The sequence below is a fragment of the Pseudomonas sp. GW821-FHT09D08 genome, assembly GCF_059416305.1.
The window spans coordinates 438,226-456,670 of record NZ_JBWKOX010000001.1; the positions used below are offsets into that span (position 1 = coordinate 438,226).

Consider the following 18,445-nt stretch of genomic DNA (forward strand, 5'->3'; position numbering starts at 1 on the left):
CCGTGCCAAGTGGCAAAGCGGGCGATTGTAGCGAGAATAATTCTTGGACAGTTGATTAATTATCAGAGGGCCATTAGTGGCAATTTGACGCCAATCTACTGACTGAAATTACCCACACACTGCGTTCCCACGCACATGGGAACGATCGATCAATCCTTCTCGGCAATCGGCGTCTGCCCATCCCAGCCACCGCCCAGCGCGGCGATCAGTTGCACGCTGGCCACCAGGCGGCTCTGCAACAGGGTCAACACGGTGCGCTCGTTACTCAGCGCCGTGGCCTGGACCGTCACCACATCCAGATAGGCAATCAGCCCGGCCTTGTACTGGTTCTGGGTCAAGCGCAGCGATTCTCGGGCGGCCTCGAGGGCTTCGTTGCTGACCACCGCCTCGTCTTCCAGCACCTTAAGCTGGACCATGTAGTTTTCCACTTCACGGAAGCCGTCGAGCACGGTCTGGCGGTACTTGGCCACGGTTTCGTCGTAGGACGCCACGGTGCGGTCGACTTCCGCCGAGCGCTGGCCGCCGTCGAACAGGGTCATGGCCAGTTTCGGCCCGACCGACCAGAAGCGGTTCGGCAGGCTGATCCAGTCGGCATAGGTGCTGCTGGAATAGCCACCGGCCAGGCTCAGCGTCAGGTCCGGGTAATAGGCGGCCTTGGCTACGCCGATATTGGCGTTGGCGGCGATCACCGAGCGTTCGGCCGAAGCGATGTCCGGGCGCCGTTCAAGCAATTGCGACGGCAGGCTGACCGGAATCTGCGGCAGGGCCGGGATGTCCTTGCTCACCGCCAGGTTGAAGTTGGCCGGTGCCTCGCCGATCAACACGGCGATGGCGTTTTCCAGTTGGGCGCGTTGCCAGATCAGGTCGATCAGGCTGGCCTGGGTGGTCTTGAGCTGGGTTTGCGCCTGGGCCACCGCGTCCTTGCCGGAGACACCGGCGCGGTACTGGTTTTCGGTCATTTGCAGGGAGCGCTGGTAGGTGTCCAGCGTGGCTTGCAGCAGGCGGGTCTGCTCGTCCATGACCCGCAGTTGCAGGTAGCTTTGCACCAGTTCCGACTGTTGGCTCAGGCGCATCGCGGCCAAATCCGCCGAGCTGGCTTCGGCACTGGCCTCGTTGGCCTCCAGGCCACGGCGCAACTTGCCCCAGATATCGGCTTCCCAGCTCACGCCGAGCTGCGCATTGAGGGTGTCACGGATCCCGCTGCTGGAACTGCTGAGGCTGGCGCTGCTGCTGCCGGTGCCCTGGCTGGCGCGGGTTTTACCGGCGCTCAGGTCGACGCTGGGGTAAAACGCCCCGCGTGAGCTGCGCACCAGGGCCTGGGCCTGGCGAAAACGCGCTTCGGCCTGGGCCACGGTCTGGTTGGAATTATTCAGGCGCAGCACCAGGTCGTTGAGTTGGCGGTCGCCGTACAGCTCCCACCAGGCGCCACGGGCCAGGGAATCGCTAGGTGTGGCCTGGCGCCAGCCCTGGGCTTCCTTGAATTGCGCAGGCTCGGTGACTTCCGGGCGATGGTAGTCGGGGCCGACGGCACAGGCGCTGAGCAATAACGCCAACCCCACTGTAGGAGCGAGCTTGCTCGCGAAGGTCGCTAACGATAACGCGCCGAGCCTGAATGAACGCGGGGCCTGCCGTTTTTTCGCGAGCAAGCTCGCTCCTACAGGGACGAGTGCCGTGTCGGAAGCCCGCAGTGCATTGGCGTTAGTTGAATCGGTCATAGCGCAGTGTCCAGGGCAGCATCGGTACGCACACCGCGCCAAGCGTTGAAGCGGTGGCGCGCGCGGTCGAGATAGAGGTAAACCACCGGGGTGGTGTAGAGGGTCAGGACCTGGCTGAAAATCAGGCCGCCAATGATGGTCAGGCCCAGGGGATGGCGCATTTCCGCGCCATCGCCGGTGCCCAGCAGCAGCGGCAAGGCGCCGAGGATGGCCGCCAGGGTGGTCATCAGGATCGGTCGCAGACGCAACAGGCAGGCGCTGCGAATCGATTCCAGCGGGCCCAGGCCATCGTTGCGTTCCAGCTGCAACGCCAGGTCGATCATCAGGATCGCGTTCTTCTTCACCACCCCGATCAACAGGAACAGGCCGAGCAGGGAAATCAGGCTGAACTCCCCTCCCGTCAGGTAGATGGCCAGCATCGCGCCGACACCGGCCGACGGCAGGGTCGAGAGGATCGTCAGCGGATGAATATAGCTCTCATACAGAATGCCCAGCACCAGGTACACCGCCACCAGCGCGCCGAGGATCATGAACGGCTGGCCCTTCTGCGTGGCCGCAAAGGCATCGGCGGTGCCGGCCATCTTGGCGATCACATCTTCCGGCAGGCCGACCTTGGCAATCGCCCGCTCGATGGCCGCCGTGCCCTGCTCCACCGTGACCCCGGGGGCCATGTCGAAGGCGATGTTCTCCGAGGCGAACTGGCCTTCATGGCTGACGCGGTCGTCCGCCAGGCTGTTCTCGTAATGGGCAATGGTCGACAACGGCACCCGCGCGCCGCTGGAGGTGATCACCTGCATCTGGTTGAGGGTGATCGGGTCCTGGGCATATTTGGGGTTGACCTCCATCACCACCTGGTACTGGTTGAGGCTGTCGTAGATGGTGGAAATCTGCCGCTGGCTGTAGGCGTTGTTGAGCACCGCGGTGACCATGTCCATGTCGATGCCCAGGCGCTTGGCCTGGTCACGGTCGACAATCAGCGTGACCTGGGCCGCGCCCCGGCCTTCGCGGGCGTCGATGGCGGTCAGCTCCGGCAGCTCACGCAGCGCCGCGACCACTTTCGGGTACCACAGGCGCAGCGCGGCCAGGTCGCCGCTTTGCAGGATGTAGGAATACTGCGCGCTGGTCTGGTCACGGCTGCCGCCGAACTGCAGGTCCTGGTCGGCCATCAGGAACAGACGCCCGCCCGGCACCAGCGGCACATCCTTGCGCAGCCGCTCGATCACCGCCTGGGCAGACACCTTGCGTTCGCTGATGGGCTTGAGGCGGACCAGCATCACCGCGTTGTTGGTACCGTTGTTGCCGCCGATAAAGCCGGCCACGCTGAGCACCGCCGGATCGTTGAGCACCGCCTTGCGGAAGATTTCCATCTTCGGCTGCATGACGCTGAACGACAGGCCGTCATCCCCGCGCACAAAGCCGATCAATTGGCCGGTGTCCTGTTGCGGCATAAAGGTCTTCGGGACCACCACGTACAGCGCCACGTTCACGCCAATGGTCAGCAGCAGGCTGAGCAGGGTCAGGCGGCGATGGCGCAGCACCCAGTCCAGGCTGGTGGCGTAGCCGGCCACCATGCGGTCGTTGATCTTCTGGCTCCAGCGCTGCAGGCCGGTCATCTGCCCTTTCACGTGGGGCTTGAGCCAACGGGCGCAGAGCATCGGCGTCAACGTCAGCGACACGATCAGCGACACGATGATCGCCGCCGACAAGGTGATGGAAAACTCGCGGAACAGGTTGGTGACGATCCCTCCCATAAACAGGATCGAGAGGAACACCGCCACCAGCGATACGTTCATCGACAGTAAGGTAAACCCGACTTCCTCGGCACCCAGGTAGGCGGCCTTCATCGGCGGCACGCCCGCGTCGATATGCCGGGAAATGTTCTCCAGCACCACGATGGCATCGTCCACCACCAGGCCGGTGGCCAGGATCAGCGCCATCAGCGAGAAGTTGTTCAGCGAGAACCCGTACAGGTACATGATCGCGAACGTGCCCACCAGCGAGACCGGCACCGCCAGGGTTGGAATCAGCGAGGCGCGGAAGTTGCCGAGGAACAGGTACACCACCAGGATCACCAGCCCCACCGCAATCAGCAGGGTCATCTCGGCTTCATGCAGGGTCGCGGTGATCACCGGCGAGCGGTCCATGGCCAGGCTGAGCTTGACGCTGGACGGCAGCACCGCCTGCAACGCCGGCAGTTGCGCCTTGATCTGCCTGACGGTCTCGATGATGTTGGCGCCGGACTGGCGGTTGATCACCAGCAGCACCGCCGAATCGTTGTTGAAGAAGCCACTGTTGTAGCGGTCTTCGACGCCGTCGCTGATCTTCGCCACATCCTTGAGGCGCAGTGCGGCGCCGTCCTGGTAGCGAATCAGCAGCGGCTCGTAGTCCTTGGCCTTTTCCAACTGGTCGTTGGCCTGGATCTGCCAGTTGCGCTCACTGTCTTCCAGGGAGCCCTTGGGCCGGCGCTGGTTGGCATTGGCGATGGTGTTGCGCACGTCGTCCAGGGCCACGCCGTACTGGTCGAGGGCCTTGGGTTCCAGCTCGATACGCACCGCCGGCAGGGAGCTGCCGCCGATCTGCACTTCGCCCACACCCGGCACCTGGGACAGGCTTTGGGAGAGGATGGTCGAGGCCAGGTCGTACAGCTGGCCCTTCTGCAACACGTCCGAGGTCAGCGACAGCACCATGATCGGCGCCTGGGACGGGTTGATCTTCTTGTAGGTGGGCATGCTGCGCATGCCGCTGGGCAGCAGGTTGCGCGAAGCGTTGATCGCCGCCTGCACTTCCCGCGCGGCGCCGTTGATATCACGGTCGGAGTCGAACGCCAGGATCACCCGGGTGGAACCCTGGCTCGACGAACTGCTCATGGTGGTGATGCCGGCAATAGCGCCGAAGGAACGCTCCAGCGGCGTGGCCACCGTGGAGGCCATCACCTCGGGGCTGGCGCCGGGCAGGCTGGCCGAGACCACGATCACCGGGAAATCGATCTGCGGCAGCGGCGACACCGGCAGCAGGTTGAAGCTGACCCCGCCCAGCAACATGATCGCCAGGCTCAGCAGCAGGGTCGCTACCGGCCGGCGAATGAAAGGTCCGGACAGGTTCATGACTCAACCGGCTCCAGGCTTTGCGGCTCTTTGCGCCAGCGGCGGCCGAGGCGATCGAAATACAGGTAGATCACCGGCGTGGTGAACAGCGTCAACACCTGGCTCACCAGCAGGCCGCCGACCATCACCAGGCCCAGGGGCTGGCGAAGTTCGGCACCGGAGCCGGTGGCCAGCATCAATGGCACTGCACCGAACAGGGCGGCCAGGGTGGTCATCAGGATCGGCCGGAAGCGCAGCAGCGCCGCCTGGTAGATCGCGGTCTGCGGGTCCAGGCCCTGGTTGCGTTCGGCATCGAGGGCGAAGTCGATCATCATGATCGCGTTCTTCTTGACGATACCGATCAGCAGGATGATGCCGATGATCGCGATCATGCCCAGGTCATTGCCACTGAGCAGCAAGGCCAGCAAGGCCCCCACCGCGGCCGAGGGCAAGGTCGAGAGAATGGTGATCGGGTGGATATAGCTCTCGTAGAGCACACCCAGCACGATGTACATGGTGACCACCGCTGCCAGGATCAGCAGCAAGGTGCTCGACAGCGACGCTTCGAACGCCTGGGCCGCGCCCTGGAACTGGGTCTGCACGCCCACCGGCATGCCGATGTCCTTCTGCGCCTGGTTGATCAGCTCCACACCTTTGCCCAGGGCAACGCCGGGGGCCAGGTTGAACGACATCATCACCGCCGGGAACTGGCCGATATGCGCAATCGCCAACTGCGCCTGGCGCTGTTCCACATGGGCCAGGCTGGACAGGCGCACCTGGCCGCCGTCGGTGGTCTTCACATGGATCTGGTTCAGCGCCGCCGGGCCCAGGGTTTCCCCCGACTGGGCCTGCAAGACCACGCGGTACTGGCTGGCCTGGGTGTAGATGGTGGAAATCTGCCGCTGGCCGAACGCGTCATACAGGGCATCGGTGATGGTCGACACACTGACGCCCAGGCGCGAGGCCGCATCGCGGTCGATCACCAGGTACACCTGCAGGCCTTTGTCCTGCAGGTCGCTGGCGACGTCGGTGAGTTCCGGCATCTGGCTCAGTGCGTGCACCAGCTTGCCGCTCCACAGGGCCAACAGGTCGGCATCCGGCGAGGACATGCTGAACTGGTACTGGGTGCGGCTGACACGGTCTTCGATGGTCAGGTCCTGCACCGGCTGCATGAACAGGCGGATGCCCACCAGCTTGTCGATCTGCGGTTGCAGGCGCGTGATCACCTGGGCCGCGCTCAAGTCGCGCTGGCCGTGGGGCTTGAGGTTGATCAGCAAGCGGCCGCTGTTGAGGGTGGCGTTATCGCCATCCACGCCGATATAGGACGACAGGCTTTCCACCGCCGGGTCCGTGAGGATGATCTGCGCCAATTCCTGCTGGCGCTGGCTCATGGCGGCGAATGAAATCGACTGCGGCGCTTCGGAAATACCCTGGATCACCCCGGTGTCCTGCACCGGGAAAAAGCCCTTGGGCACCACCAGGTACAGCACCACCGTAAGGCCCAGGGTCGCAATGGCCACCAACAGGGTCAGCGGCTGGTGCCTGAGCACCCATTGCAACTTGCGCCCGTAGGCTTCGATCAGCCAATCGATCCAGGCGCCGCTGGCCTTGTAGAACCGGCTCTGCTCTTCTTCCTTGGGCTCGCGCTTGAGCAAACGCGCGCACATCATCGGCGTGAGCGTCAGGGACACCACCAGGGAAATCAGGATCGCCACCGCCAGGGTGATGGCAAATTCGCGGAACAGCCGTCCCACCACGTCAGCCATGAACAGCAGCGGGATCAATACGGCGATCAGTGACAGGGTCAGGGAAATCAGGGTGAAGCCGATCTGCCTGGCGCCCTTGAGCGCAGCGGCCAGCGGCGTCTCGCCTTCCTCGATGTAGCGGGAAATGTTCTCCAGCATCACGATGGCATCGTCCACCACGAAACCGGTGGCAATGGTCAGGGCCATCAGCGTCAGGTTATTGATGGAGAACCCGGCCAGGTACATCACCCCGAAGGTGCCCACCAGCGACAGCGGCACGGCAATCGACGGAATGATCGTGGCGCTGACCCGCCGCAGGAACAGGAACGTCACCATCACCACCAGGGCGATGGCGATCAGCAATTCGTGCTGCACATCGGTGACCGAGGCGCGGATGGTCTGGGTGCGGTCGGTGAGGACCGTCACATCGAGGCCGGCCGGCAGATTGTCGGTGATGCTCGGCAGCAACGCCTTGATGCGGTCGACCACCTCGATCACGTTGGCGCCCGGCTGGCGCTGGATATTGAGGAGCACGGCCTGGTTTTCATTGGCCCAGGCGGCAAGGCGTTCGTTTTCCGCACCGTCGACGATCTGTGCCACATCCTTGAGGCGCAGAGGCGCGCCATTGTTGTAGGCCAGGATCAGCTCGGCGTATTGCTGGGGCGACACCAACTGGTCGTTGGCATCGAGCATCGACACCCGCGTGGGGCCGTCGAAGTTACCCTTGGGCTGGTTGACGTTGGACGCGGCGATCAGGGTGCGCACATCGGAGAGGTTCAAGCCGTTGGCCGCCAGGGCTTCGGGGTTGACCTTGATGCGCACGGCCTGGCGCTGGCCACCGGCGATACTGACCATGCCGACGCCGCTGATCTGCGCGATCTTCTGCGCCATGCGCGTGTCGACCAGGTCATTGAGCTTGGGCAGCAGCATGGTCTTGGAGGTAATGGCCAGGGTCAGCACCGGGGTATCCGCCGGGTTGACCTTGTTGTACACCGGCGGCGCCGGCAAATCCTTGGGCAGCAGGTTGGTGGCGGCATTGATTGCAGCCTGCACCTGTTGCTCGGCGACATCCATATTGATGTCGAGGTTGAAACGCAGGGTCAGCACCGAGGCGCCGCCGGAACTGGTGGACGCCATCTGGGTCAGGCCGGGCATCTGCCCGAACTGGCGCTCAAGGGGCGCGGTGACCGCGCTGGTCATCACATCGGGGCTGGCGCCGGGGTACAGGGTCATCACCCGGATCGTCGGGTAGTCCACCTGGGGCAAGGCCGATACCGGCAGCAAGCGATACGCGATGATGCCGGCCAGGACAATGGCCAGCATGCTCAGCGTGGTGGCGACCGGGCGAAGGATAAACAGCCGCGACAGGTTCATGAACCGACCTTTTGCGCCTTGCCGGCGTTGGCGCCGGTCTCCCCTTTAGCCGCAGGCTTGCCTTGCAGGTGTTCGGTGGGGGTGGTCGGCACTTCGCTGCTGTCGTTGACCACTTCGATCTCGCTGCCGTCCTTGAGGCGGTCGGTGCCCTCCAGCACCACACGGTCGCCGGCGACGAGGCCTTCCTTGATCACGGTGTTGTCGCCATCGGTGTCACCCACCACCAGCGGCTGGACCTTGACCTTCTTGTCGCCATCGAGCTTGTAGACAAAGGTGCCGGTGTTGCCGAACTGAATCGCGGCGGACGGCGCCAGCACCACGTTGTGCAAGGTATCGGCGAGCAAATGCACGTTGACGAACTGGTTGGGGAACAGCGCCTGGTCCTTGTTATCGAAACGCGCCTTGAATTTCAGGGTGCCGGTGGTGACGTCGATCTGGTTGTCCAGGCTTTGCAGCACACCGGTGGCCTGCCGCTTGACGTCGCCACGGTCCCAGGCTTCCACGGGCAGCTTGTTACCGGCGTGATAACGGGCGAGCACGGTTTCCAGGGTGTTTTCCGGCAAGGTGAAGGCTACGCTGATCGGTTGGGTCTGGGTGATCACCGCGAGGAAGGTGGTGTCATTGGCGGCCACCAGGTTGCCCACGTCGACCTGGCGCAGGCCTACACGGCCACTGATCGGTGCGCGGATCTTGGTGAACTCGAGGTTGAGCTTGGCATCGTCCACCGCGCCCTGGTTGGTCTTGACCGTGCCCTGGTATTGCAGGACCAGCGCTTCGGCGGTGTCCAGGGTCTGCTTGGCGATACTGTCCTGGGCGTACAGGTCACGATAACGCTGCACGTCGACCTGGGCGTTTTTCAACTGGGCCTGGTTCTGCATCAGCGTGCCCTGGGCCTGGAGCAAGGCATTCTGGTAGCTGCGCGGGTCGATCTCGGCCAGCAGGTCGCCGGCCTTGACCATCTGCCCTTCTTCAAAGGCGATCTTGACCAACTCGCCCCCCACCCGGCTGCGCACATTGATGGTATTGAGCGCGGTGACCGTGCCCAAGGCCTTGTAGTACACCGGGAACTCCCCCAGCACCGCCGGCGCTACACGCACCGGCACCGGGCCGGTGGACCCGCCGAACCCCGGGCGCGCCATGCCGGTTTTACCGGTATGCCCGGCCGGTGCGTCTTTGTGGGCGGCGCCGCCTGGCCAGAATTTCCAGCACAGGCCGGCGATAACCAGCAGCACGAGCAGGCCGAACAGCCAGCGGCGGGAGTTGCGGGGGGAGGATTGCATGGAGTGATCAACCATTGGGCGCGAGAGCTTCTTCTTCGGGAGGCTGAAAGATAAGCACTGGAGCGCGTTAAGAAAAGCGCCTTTACCGGCTATTTACCTTGGGCTTACAACTTTTAACTTCTGCGGCTTAGTCTGCAGGCTATTTCGCTAAACGTCTGAGCCACAAATGAAAACGGCCTGGACTAGGCCAGGCCGCAATCATGTCTTACGGGTGTTACTGCAAAACGACAGTAACGCGCCGCAACAGTTACTTCAAAACAGCCAGGGCCGCTTCGTAGTTCGGCTCCTGGCCGATTTCCGAAACCAGTTCGCTGTGCAGCACGGTGTTGTTTTCGTCCAGCACCACGACCGCACGGGCGGTCAGGCCCTTGAGCGGGCCATCGGCAATCGCTACGCCGTAATCGACGGCGAAACCAGGGTCACGGAAGTCCGACAGGTTCTTCACGTTTTCCAGGCCTTCGGCGCCGCAGAAACGCGCCTGGGCGAATGGCAGGTCGGTGGAGATGCACAGTACGACGGCGTTGTTCAGCTCGTTGGCCTGGGCGTTGAACTTGCGTACCGACGTGGCGCAGGTCGGGGTGTCGACGCTTGGGAAGATGTTCAGCACTTTGCGCTTGCCGGCAAAGGTAGCCAGGGTTGCATCCGACAGGTCGCCGGCGGTCAGGGTGAAGTCTGCTGCTTCAGAGCCGACTTTCGGCAATTCGCCTTCAACCTGGACAGGGTTACCGCGAAGAGTGACTTGAGCCATGAACAGAATCCTTATGCTGGGTTTTGGTTAAACGAATTCGAGAGGCGGAAGTTAACCACAAAGTACCGTGGCTACCTACCGCCAGACACAAATTGTCATGCCACACGGTTGTGGTTTAATTGCGCGCTTTGCGCCTGCCCTCCAAGGAAACCGTTGTCGATGAATCAGCCCGCCACCAAAGTCCTGGTCATTGGTTATGTCTGGCCGGAGCCCCGTTCCTCGGCCGCGGGCGGGCACATGATGCAGATTCTCGAAACTTTTCTTACACAAGGTTGGGATATTACCTTCAGCAGCCCGGCAGCACTGGGCGAGCACAAGGCCGACCTGCTGGCGCTGGGCATCGCCGAATGCGCGATCGAGCTCAATAACAGCAGCTTCGACGATTTTGTCCGCGACCTGGCCCCGGATATCGTGCTGTTCGACCGTTTCATGATGGAAGAACAGTTTGGCTGGCGCGTGGAGAAGTGTTGCCCCGACGCCCTGCGCGTGCTGGAAACCTCTGACCTGCAAAGCCTGCGTGACGCCCGTCAGCAGCGCCTCAAGGCGCACCTCAAGGCCCACCCGGGCAGCGACGACTTCAGCGCGCTGTTCGCCCCGGCCCTGGAGGAGGAATTCCAACTGATGGCCGACACCGACCTGGCCAAGCGCGAACTCGCCGCGATTTACCGCTGCGACATCAGCCTGATGATCTCCGACGTGGAAATTCGCCTGCTCACCGAACAGTTCAAGCTGCCCGCCGCCCTGCTCCACTGGTACCCGCTGATGATGACGCCGCCAACCGAGGCCTTCGTACCGTTCGAAGAGCGTGCGCACTTCCTCAGCATCGGTAACTTCCGCCATGCGCCGAACTGGGACGCCGTACTGTGGATGAAGAACAGCGTCTGGCCATTGATTCGCCAGCAATTGCCGGGCGCCCAACTGCATATCTACGGCGCCTATACCCCGCCCAAGGCCACTGCCCTGCACAACCCGGCGCAGGGCTTTCATGTGATGAACTGGGCCGAAGATGCCCTGCAAGTGATGAGCGCCGCGCGCATCTGCCTGGCGCCCCTGCGCTTTGGCGCGGGTATCAAGGGCAAGCTGGCCGATGCGATGCTGTGCGGCACGCCCAACATCACCACCCCCATCGGCGCGGAGGCCATGGGCGATGAGCGGCCATGGCCCGGCGCTATCGAGCAATGCGCCGAAGCCCTGGCGGCGGCGGCCGTGGCGCTTTATCAGGATCGCGAACGCTGGACCCAGGCCCAGCAGGATGGGCGCCAACTGATTGCCGGCCGATATGACCGCACTGTCCACGGGCCTGCACTGGTGGAGTGCCTGCAACACTGCCGCAACCACCTCGCCGCCCATCGCCGCCACAACTTCACCGGCAGCATGCTGCGCCATCATGCGCATAAAAGTACGCAGTACATGTCCCAGTGGATCGAGGCGAAAAACCGCAGTCTGTAAACCGCGGCGCTGGCGAGGTCATGCGCGAGGGGGCATTATCCCAAGCAGCAACCACAATAAAGCGACGGCAGCATGACCCGAGCAACGCGAATCACCGACCCTTCCTACGAGCTGATGGACGATCACAACGGTCTGTCCATCATCTATCGCCAGCATGGTTTCCCCTGCCCGCTGGTGCGCTGGCATTTCCATAAGGAATACGAACTGCACCTGATCGTCGCCAGTTCCGGCAAGGTGTTTATTGGCGACTATATCGGCAACTTCTATCCGGAAAGCCTGTTCCTCACAGGGCCCAACCTGCCCCACAACTGGATCAGCCAGGTGGAGGAAGACGAAGTGGTGCCCAAGCGCGACATGCTGGTGAACTTCACCGATGAGCTGTTCGAGCAGGGCAGCCACATTTTTACCGAACTGAAAATGCTGGCACCGTTGCTGGAGCGCGCGCAGTCCGGCATTGAGTTTCGCTGCAAAAAAACCATCGCCCAGGCCATGACCCTGATGCAACGTATCGAAGACGCCCAGGGTATGGCGCGCCTGGGGCATTTCTTTATCTTGCTGGAAGTGTTGAGCAGCTGTGAGGACTACCAGTTGCTGTCCGGCGTCACCACGCCGCAATTGGCGGATGAACACAGCATCGACCGCACCAACCGCGCGGTGGACTACATTTTCGCCCACTACGCGCGCGAGTTGCCCCTGGAGGAAGTGGCGGAACATCTGGGGATGAAGCCGACGTACTTTTCCCGGGTGTTCAAGCAGGCGACCGGGCGCACGTTTATCGAATTCGTCAATCGGCTGCGCATCAGCAAATCCTGCGAATTGCTGGCTGACGGTGATAAAGCCGTGACGGACGTGTGTTTCGAGTCGGGCTTCAACAACATCTCCAACTTCAACCGGCGCTTTCAGCAACTCAAGGGTATGACCCCCTCTCACTACCGCCGCCTGGCGGTACAACGCTTGACCGAGCAGAACCTGGCCTAATGGAGATCGTTCCCAGGTAAGCATGGGCACGATCATCGAGTGCAAAAAAGTATCAGTCCAAGTGTTCCCAAGGATTTGTCACAACCCCATTTGAAGGCTGTAATCAACGCACACTCTTCCTGACTCCCTGTAGGAAGACACAACAACAATAACTGTCCTTCCGTAGCCCCTGGGCGCGGAAATGGAGTGCGCGATGAAGTTCACAGCAAAAGCTCTGCTTGCCTCTACCTGTATGACCCTCAGCGCCGTCAGCCTTGGCGCGCAAACCCTGACCATTGCCACCGTCAACAACAGCGACATGATCCGCATGCAGAAGCTCTCGAAAACCTTCGAGGCCGAGCATCCGGAGATCAAGCTGAACTGGGTGGTGCTGGAAGAAAATGTGCTGCGCCAGCGCCTGACCACTGACATCGCCACCCAGGGCGGGCAGTTCGATGTGTTGACCATCGGCATGTACGAAGCCGCACTCTGGGGCGCCAAGGGTTGGCTGGAGCCGATGAAGGACCTGCCGGCGTCCTACGACCTCGACGATGTATTCCCTTCCGTGCGTGACGGTCTGTCCGTCAAGGGTTCGCTGTACGCCCTGCCGTTCTATGCGGAAAGCTCGATCACCTACTACCGCACCGACCTGTTCAAGGACGCCGGGCTGAGTATGCCCGAGCACCCGACCTGGAGCCAGATCGGCGAATTCGCGGCCAAGCTCACCGACAAGAGCAAAGAGCAATACGGCCTGTGCCTGCGCGGCAAAGCCGGTTGGGGCGAGAACATGGCGCTGATCACCACCCTGGCCAACGGCTACGGTGCGCGCTGGTTCGATGAAAAGTGGCAGCCTGAATTCAACGGCCCCGAGTGGAAGGACGCGCTGAACTTCTACGTCGACAACATGAAGAAATCCGGCCCGCCGGGTGCTTCCAGCAACGGTTTCAACGAAAACCTGGCGCTGTTCAACAGCGGCAAGTGCGCGATCTGGGTCGATGCCAGCGTCGCCGGCTCGTTCGTCACCGACAAGACCCAAAGCAAAGTGGCCGACCATGTGGGCTTCACCTTTGCCCCCCACGAAAAAACCGACAAGGGCACATCGTGGCTGTATTCCTGGAGCCTGGCGATCCCGACCAGCTCCAAGGCCAAGGACGCCGCCAAGGTGTTCACCAGTTGGGCCACCTCCAAGGAATACGGTGCCTTGGTCGCCAAGACCGACGGCGTTGCCAACGTGCCGCCAGGTACGCGCAAGTCGACCTACAGCGACGAGTACATGAAGGCCGCACCGTTCGCCAAGGTGACCCTGGAATCGCTGAAAGTCGCCGACCCGACCAAGCCGACCCTCAAGCCGGTGCCGTATATCGGTATCCAGTTGGTGACCATTCCCGAGTTCCAGGCGATTGGCACCCAGGTCGGTAAGTTCTTCTCGGGTGCGCTGACCGGTCAGCAGACGGTCGATGCTGCACTGACCGCCGCGCAGACCACCACCGAGCGGGAAATGAAGCGGGCCGGTTACCCCAAGTAACCCCCGATCCTGTAGGAGCGAGCTTGCTCGCGAAAAAGGTACATCCGACGCCGCAATGCGCCTGAAATACCTTCGCGAGCAAGCTCGCTCCTACAGGGGTTTTGCGCACCTGTACCTGACTGGCCTTGATTATCATGAATACATCCGCCAAAAACCGCCTGGCCAACCCCGGCTGGTTCCTCGTCACGCCCTCGGTCGCCCTGCTGCTGCTGTGGATGATCGTGCCGCTGGGCATGACCCTGTACTTTTCACTGATCCGCTACAACCTGCTCTACCCCGGCGAGAACCAATTCGTGGGGCTGGAGAACTTCACCTACTTCATCACCGACTCGGGTTTCCTGCCCGGTGCCACCAATACGTTGTTGCTGGTAGGCAGCGTGCTGTTGATCAGCGTGGTGTTCGGCGTGTTGATCAGTGCGCTGCTGGAGGCCAGTGAGTTTCTGGGGCGCGGCATCGTCCGGGTGCTGTTGATTTCGCCGTTCTTCATCATGCCCACCGTCGGTGCGCTGATCTGGAAGAACCTGATTTTCCACCCGGTGTCGGGGATTCTCGCCGCCGTGTGGAAGTTCTTCGGCGCCGAGCCGGTGGACTGGCTGGCGCACTACCCGTTGCTGTCGATCATCATCATTGTGTCGTGGCAATGGCTGCCGTTCGCCATCCTGCTGCTGATGACCGCCATGCAGTCCCTCGACCAGGAACAGAAGGAAGCCGCACGCCTGGACGGTGCCGGCGCCATCGCGATTTTCTGGCACTTGACTCTGCCCCACCTGGCCCGCCCGATTGCCGTGGTGGTGATGATCGAGACCATCTTCCTGCTCTCGGTATTCGCCGAAATCTTCACCACCACCAACGGTGGCCCCGGCTACGCGTCGACCAACCTCGCCTACCTGATCTACAACCAGGCGCTGGTGCAGTTCGACGTGGGCATGGCCTCGGCCGGCGGCTTGATCGCCGTGGTCATCGCCAATATCGCGGCGATCATCCTGGTGCGGATGATCGGCAAAAACCTGACTGACAAGCCTTGAGGGCCGCGCCATGACGCTTCAACAATCCCGTCGCCTGCAAAGCCTGTTGCTCGGCACCCTGGCCTGGGCCATCGCGATCCTGATTTTCTTCCCGATCTTCTGGATGGTGCTGACCAGCTTCAAGACCGAAATCGACGCGTTCGCCACGCCGCCGCAGTTCATCTTCACGCCGACCCTGGAGAACTACCTGCACATCAACGAGCGCAGCAACTACTTCAGCTATGCCTGGAACTCGGTGCTGATTTCATTCAGCGCCACCGCCCTGTGCCTGCTGATTTCGGTGCCGGCCGCCTACTCCATGGCGTTCTACGAAACCAAACGCACCAAGAGCACGCTGCTGTGGATGCTCTCCACCAAGATGCTGCCGCCGGTGGGCGTGCTGATGCCGATCTACCTGCTGGCCAAGAGCTTTGGCCTGCTGGACACGCGCATCGCGCTGATCATCATCTACACCCTGATCAACCTGCCGATCGTGGTCTGGATGGTTTACACCTACTTCAAGGACATCCCCAAGGACATCCTCGAAGCCGCGCGCCTGGACGGCGCCACCCTGTGGCAGGAAATGGTCCGGGTGCTGCTGCCGATCGCCAAGGGCGGCCTGGCCTCCACGGTGTTGCTGTCGCTGATCCTGTGCTGGAACGAGGCCTTCTGGTCGCTGAACCTGACCTCGTCCACCGCCGCGCCCTTGACCGCGCTGATTGCCTCCTACTCCAGCCCCGAAGGCTTGTTCTGGGCCAAATTGTCTGCCGTCTCGACCCTGGCCTGTGCGCCGATCCTGATCTTTGGCTGGATCAGCCAGAAACAGCTGGTGCGCGGTTTGTCCTTCGGCGCAGTTAAATAATAATTTCTAGCGGAGGGCCCATCATGGCCAACCTCAAAATCAAGAATCTGCAAAAAGGCTTCGAAGGTTTCTCGATCATCAGGGGCATCGACCTGGAAGTGAACGACAAGGAATTCGTGGTCTTCGTCGGCCCGTCGGGCTGCGGTAAGTCCACCCTGCTGCGCCTGATCGCCGGCCTGGAAGAAGTCACCGAAGGCACCATCGAACTCGATGGCCGCGACATCACCGAAGTGACCCCAGCCAAACGCGACCTGGCGATGGTGTTCCAGACTTACGCGCTGTATCCACATATGAGCGTGCGCAAAAACATGTCGTTTGCCCTGGACCTGGCCGGCGTCGACAAGCAGCTGGTGGAGAGCAAGGTCAACGAAGCGGCGCGCATTCTTGAACTGGGCCCGCTGCTGGAGCGCAAGCCCAAGCAACTCTCCGGTGGTCAGCGCCAGCGTGTGGCGATTGGCCGGGCGATTGTGCGCAACCCGAAGATCTTCCTGTTCGACGAACCGCTGTCCAACCTCGACGCCGCCCTGCGCGTGCAGATGCGCCTGGAACTGGCACGCCTGCACAAAGAGCTGCAAGCGACCATGATCTACGTGACCCACGACCAGGTCGAAGCCATGACCCTGGCCGACAAGGTGGTCGTGTTGAACAGCGGGCGTATCGAGCAGGTCGGCTCGCCGCTGGAGCTGTACCACCAGCCGGCCAACCTGTTTGTGGCGGGTTTTCTCGGCACGCCGAAAATGGGCTTTCTCAAGGGCAAGGTCACCCGCGTCGACGGCCAGGGCTGTGAGGTGCAGCTGGACGCCGGCACCCTGATCAGCCTGCCGTTGAGCGGCGCCAGCCTGAGCGTGGGCAGTGCGGTGACCCTGGGCATTCGTCCGGAGCACCTGGAAATCGCGTCACCTGGGCAAACCACCCTGACCGTCACCGCCGACGTCGGCGAACGCCTGGGCAGCGACACTTTCTGCCATGTCATCACCGCCAACGGCGAGCCGCTGACCATGCGGATTCGCGGCGATATGGCCAGCCAGTATGGGGAGACGCTGCACCTGCACCTGGATCCGGCGCACTGCCATCTGTTCGACACCGACGGTGTTGCCGTGGCCCGTCCACTGCGCGCTGCCGCCTGATTTGCGAGATTTGCGATGAAACTGAATAAACAGAACCTCACCCAACTGGCGCCGGAAATCAAACTGCCGGCCTACGCCATTGCGAGTACCTCCCAGGGCATCGCCCATATCGGCGTCGGCGGCTTCCACCGCGCGCACCAGGCGTATTACACCGATGCACTGATGAATACCGGCGAGGGCCTGGACTGGAGCATCTGCGGCGTCGGCCTGCGCAGCGAAGACCGCAAGGCCCGCGACGACCTGGCCGGCCAGGACTACCTGTTCACCCTGTACGAACTGGGCGACACGGACGACACCGAAGTGCGCGTGATCGGCTCGATCAGCGACATGCTGCTGGCCGAAGACGGCGCCCAGGGGCTGATCGACAAACTGGCCAGCCCCGCCATTCGCATCGTCTCGCTGACCATCACCGAAGGCGGCTACTGCATCGACGACAGCAACGGCGAGTTCATGGCCCACCTGCCGCAGATCCAGCATGACCTGGCGCACCCCAGCGCGCCGAAAACCGTGTTCGGCTTTATCTGTGCGGCATTGACCCAGCGCCGCGCGGCCGGCGTCCCGGCGTTTACCGTGATGTCCTGCGATAACCTGCCCCACAACGGCGCCGTCACGCGCAAGGCGCTGCTGGCCTTCGCCGCCCTGCACGATGCCGAGCTGCATGACTGGATCAAGGCCCATGTGAGCTTCCCGAACGCCATGGTCGACCGCATCACGCCGATGACCAGCACCGCCCACCGCCTGCAACTGCACGATGAACACGGCATCGACGATGCCTGGCCGGTGGTCTGCGAGCCCTTTGTGCAATGGGTACTGGAAGACAAATTCGTCAACGGCCGCCCGGCGTGGGAAAAGGTCGGCGTGCAATTCACCGACGATGTGACGCCCTATGAAGAGATGAAGATCGGCCTGCTCAACGGCAGCCACCTGGCCCTGACCTACCTGGGGTTTCTCAAGGGCTATCGGTTTGTGCACGAGACCATGAACGATCCGCTGTTCGTGGCCTACATGCGCGCCTACATGGACCTCGACGTCACGCCAAATCTGGCGCCGGTACCGGGCATCGACCTGACCGACTACAAGCAGACCCTGGTGGACCGCTTCTCCAACCAGGCGATTGCCGACCAGCTGGAACGGGTGTGTTCGGACGGCTCGTCGAAGTTTCCCAAGTTCACCGTGCCGACCATCAACCGCCTGATTGCCGACGGGCGCGAGACCGAGCGTGCGGCGCTGGTCGTTGCGGCCTGGGCCTTGTATTTGAAGGGTGTGGATGAGAATGGCGTGAGCTATAAAATCCCCGACCCACGTGCGGAATTCTGCCAGGGGCTGGTGAGTGACGAGGCGTCGATCAGCCAGCGACTGCTGGGAGTGGAAGAGATTTTTGGCACGGCTATTCCCAACTCGCCTGAGTTTGTGGCAGCGTTCGAGCGGTGCTATGGGAGCCTGCGTGATAACGGCGTCACCGAAACCCTACAAAACCTCCTGAAGAAACCGGTTTAAATGTGGGAGGGGGCTTGCTGTGGTGAGCGGGCTTGCCCCGCGCCAGGCTGCGAAGCGGCCGCGGGCACTCTGGAAACAC

At 62.3% G+C, this 18,445-nt stretch carries 12 protein-coding genes; 7 read left to right on the forward strand and 5 right to left on the reverse strand.

Annotated elements, in window-relative coordinates; all coding sequences use genetic code 11:
• Nucleotides 1-149: 149 nt before the first annotated feature.
• The 5 genes from AC07OP_RS01795 to tpx form a co-directional block, all read right to left on the reverse strand.
• On the reverse strand, nucleotides 150-1,715 hold the full coding sequence (locus AC07OP_RS01795) for an efflux transporter outer membrane subunit (RefSeq protein WP_495101577.1): 1,566 nt from the start codon (nucleotides 1,713-1,715) through the stop codon (nucleotides 150-152).
• A complete protein-coding gene (locus tag AC07OP_RS01800) occupies nucleotides 1,712-4,819 on the reverse strand; it encodes an efflux RND transporter permease subunit (protein ID WP_108574322.1) in 3,108 nt (1,035 codons plus the stop codon). Before AC07OP_RS01800 ends, AC07OP_RS01795 begins: the two co-directional genes overlap by 4 nt.
• Nucleotides 4,816-7,917, reverse strand: a complete 3,102-nt coding sequence (locus tag AC07OP_RS01805; RefSeq protein ID WP_495101578.1) for an MdtB/MuxB family multidrug efflux RND transporter permease subunit — start codon at nucleotides 7,915-7,917, stop codon at nucleotides 4,816-4,818. The genes AC07OP_RS01800 and AC07OP_RS01805 overlap by 4 nt, the downstream gene beginning before the upstream one ends.
• On the reverse strand, nucleotides 7,914-9,212 hold the full coding sequence (locus AC07OP_RS01810; RefSeq protein ID WP_495101579.1) for an MdtA/MuxA family multidrug efflux RND transporter periplasmic adaptor subunit: 1,299 nt from the start codon (nucleotides 9,210-9,212) through the stop codon (nucleotides 7,914-7,916). The genes AC07OP_RS01805 and AC07OP_RS01810 overlap by 4 nt, the downstream gene beginning before the upstream one ends.
• A 232-nt stretch (nucleotides 9,213-9,444) precedes the next feature.
• Nucleotides 9,445-9,945 carry a thiol peroxidase gene (gene tpx, locus AC07OP_RS01815; protein WP_027606397.1) on the reverse strand — a complete coding sequence of 167 codons (501 nt, stop codon included), beginning with the start codon at nucleotides 9,943-9,945 and terminating at the stop codon, nucleotides 9,445-9,447.
• Nucleotides 9,946-10,104: 159 nt separating this feature from the next.
• Here tpx and AC07OP_RS01820 point away from each other — a divergent pair, with 159 nt between their 5' ends.
• From AC07OP_RS01820 to AC07OP_RS01850, 7 genes are all read left to right on the forward strand, one after another.
• Nucleotides 10,105-11,394 (forward strand): glycosyltransferase, encoded by a 1,290-nt coding sequence (locus tag AC07OP_RS01820; protein ID WP_495101580.1) that lies wholly within the window; start codon nucleotides 10,105-10,107, stop codon nucleotides 11,392-11,394.
• A 72-nt stretch (nucleotides 11,395-11,466) separates the two neighbouring features.
• The gene (locus AC07OP_RS01825; RefSeq protein ID WP_065941271.1) at nucleotides 11,467-12,372 is read left to right on the forward strand and encodes an AraC family transcriptional regulator; all 906 of its coding nucleotides are present in this window, start codon (nucleotides 11,467-11,469) and stop codon (nucleotides 12,370-12,372) included.
• 193 nt (nucleotides 12,373-12,565) lie between these two features.
• The gene (locus AC07OP_RS01830; protein ID WP_495101581.1) at nucleotides 12,566-13,876 is read left to right on the forward strand and encodes an ABC transporter substrate-binding protein; all 1,311 of its coding nucleotides are present in this window, start codon (nucleotides 12,566-12,568) and stop codon (nucleotides 13,874-13,876) included.
• Between the two features lie 134 nt (nucleotides 13,877-14,010).
• On the forward strand, nucleotides 14,011-14,901 hold the full coding sequence (locus AC07OP_RS01835) for a carbohydrate ABC transporter permease (RefSeq protein ID WP_051429369.1): 891 nt from the start codon (nucleotides 14,011-14,013) through the stop codon (nucleotides 14,899-14,901).
• 10 nt (nucleotides 14,902-14,911) lie between these two features.
• Entirely contained in the window at nucleotides 14,912-15,742 is an 831-nt protein-coding gene (locus tag AC07OP_RS01840; RefSeq protein ID WP_115486197.1) for a carbohydrate ABC transporter permease, read from the forward strand.
• 23 nt (nucleotides 15,743-15,765) lie between these two features.
• Nucleotides 15,766-16,869: an ABC transporter ATP-binding protein gene (locus tag AC07OP_RS01845; protein ID WP_495101582.1), complete on the forward strand. Its 1,104-nt coding sequence runs from the start codon at nucleotides 15,766-15,768 to the stop codon at nucleotides 16,867-16,869.
• Nucleotides 16,870-16,884: 15 nt separating this feature from the next.
• Complete coding sequence (locus tag AC07OP_RS01850; protein ID WP_495101583.1) at nucleotides 16,885-18,366, forward strand: mannitol dehydrogenase family protein; 1,482 nt, start codon at nucleotides 16,885-16,887, stop codon at nucleotides 18,364-18,366.
• Nucleotides 18,367-18,445: the final 79 nt, after the last annotated feature.

Excerpts from the sequence above, each read along its gene's own strand:
- AC07OP_RS01835 (WP_051429369.1), top strand. The coding sequence starts at position 14,011 with ATGAATACATCCGCCAAAAACCGCCTGGCCAACCCCGGCTGGTTCCTC.
- AC07OP_RS01820 (WP_495101580.1), top strand. The coding sequence starts at position 10,105 with ATGAATCAGCCCGCCACCAAAGTCCTGGTCATTGGTTATGTCTGGCCG.
- AC07OP_RS01830 (WP_495101581.1), top strand. The coding sequence starts at position 12,566 with ATGAAGTTCACAGCAAAAGCTCTGCTTGCCTCTACCTGTATGACCCTC.
- AC07OP_RS01840 (WP_115486197.1), top strand. The coding sequence starts at position 14,912 with ATGACGCTTCAACAATCCCGTCGCCTGCAAAGCCTGTTGCTCGGCACC.
- AC07OP_RS01805 (WP_495101578.1), bottom strand. The coding sequence starts at position 7,917 with ATGAACCTGTCGCGGCTGTTTATCCTTCGCCCGGTCGCCACCACGCTG.
- AC07OP_RS01850 (WP_495101583.1), top strand. The coding sequence starts at position 16,885 with ATGAAACTGAATAAACAGAACCTCACCCAACTGGCGCCGGAAATCAAA.
- AC07OP_RS01795 (WP_495101577.1), bottom strand. The coding sequence starts at position 1,715 with ATGACCGATTCAACTAACGCCAATGCACTGCGGGCTTCCGACACGGCA.
- AC07OP_RS01845 (WP_495101582.1), top strand. The coding sequence starts at position 15,766 with ATGGCCAACCTCAAAATCAAGAATCTGCAAAAAGGCTTCGAAGGTTTC.
- tpx (WP_027606397.1), bottom strand. The coding sequence starts at position 9,945 with ATGGCTCAAGTCACTCTTCGCGGTAACCCTGTCCAGGTTGAAGGCGAA.
- AC07OP_RS01800 (WP_108574322.1), bottom strand. The coding sequence starts at position 4,819 with ATGAACCTGTCCGGACCTTTCATTCGCCGGCCGGTAGCGACCCTGCTG.
- AC07OP_RS01825 (WP_065941271.1), top strand. The coding sequence starts at position 11,467 with ATGACCCGAGCAACGCGAATCACCGACCCTTCCTACGAGCTGATGGAC.
- AC07OP_RS01810 (WP_495101579.1), bottom strand. The coding sequence starts at position 9,212 with ATGGTTGATCACTCCATGCAATCCTCCCCCCGCAACTCCCGCCGCTGG.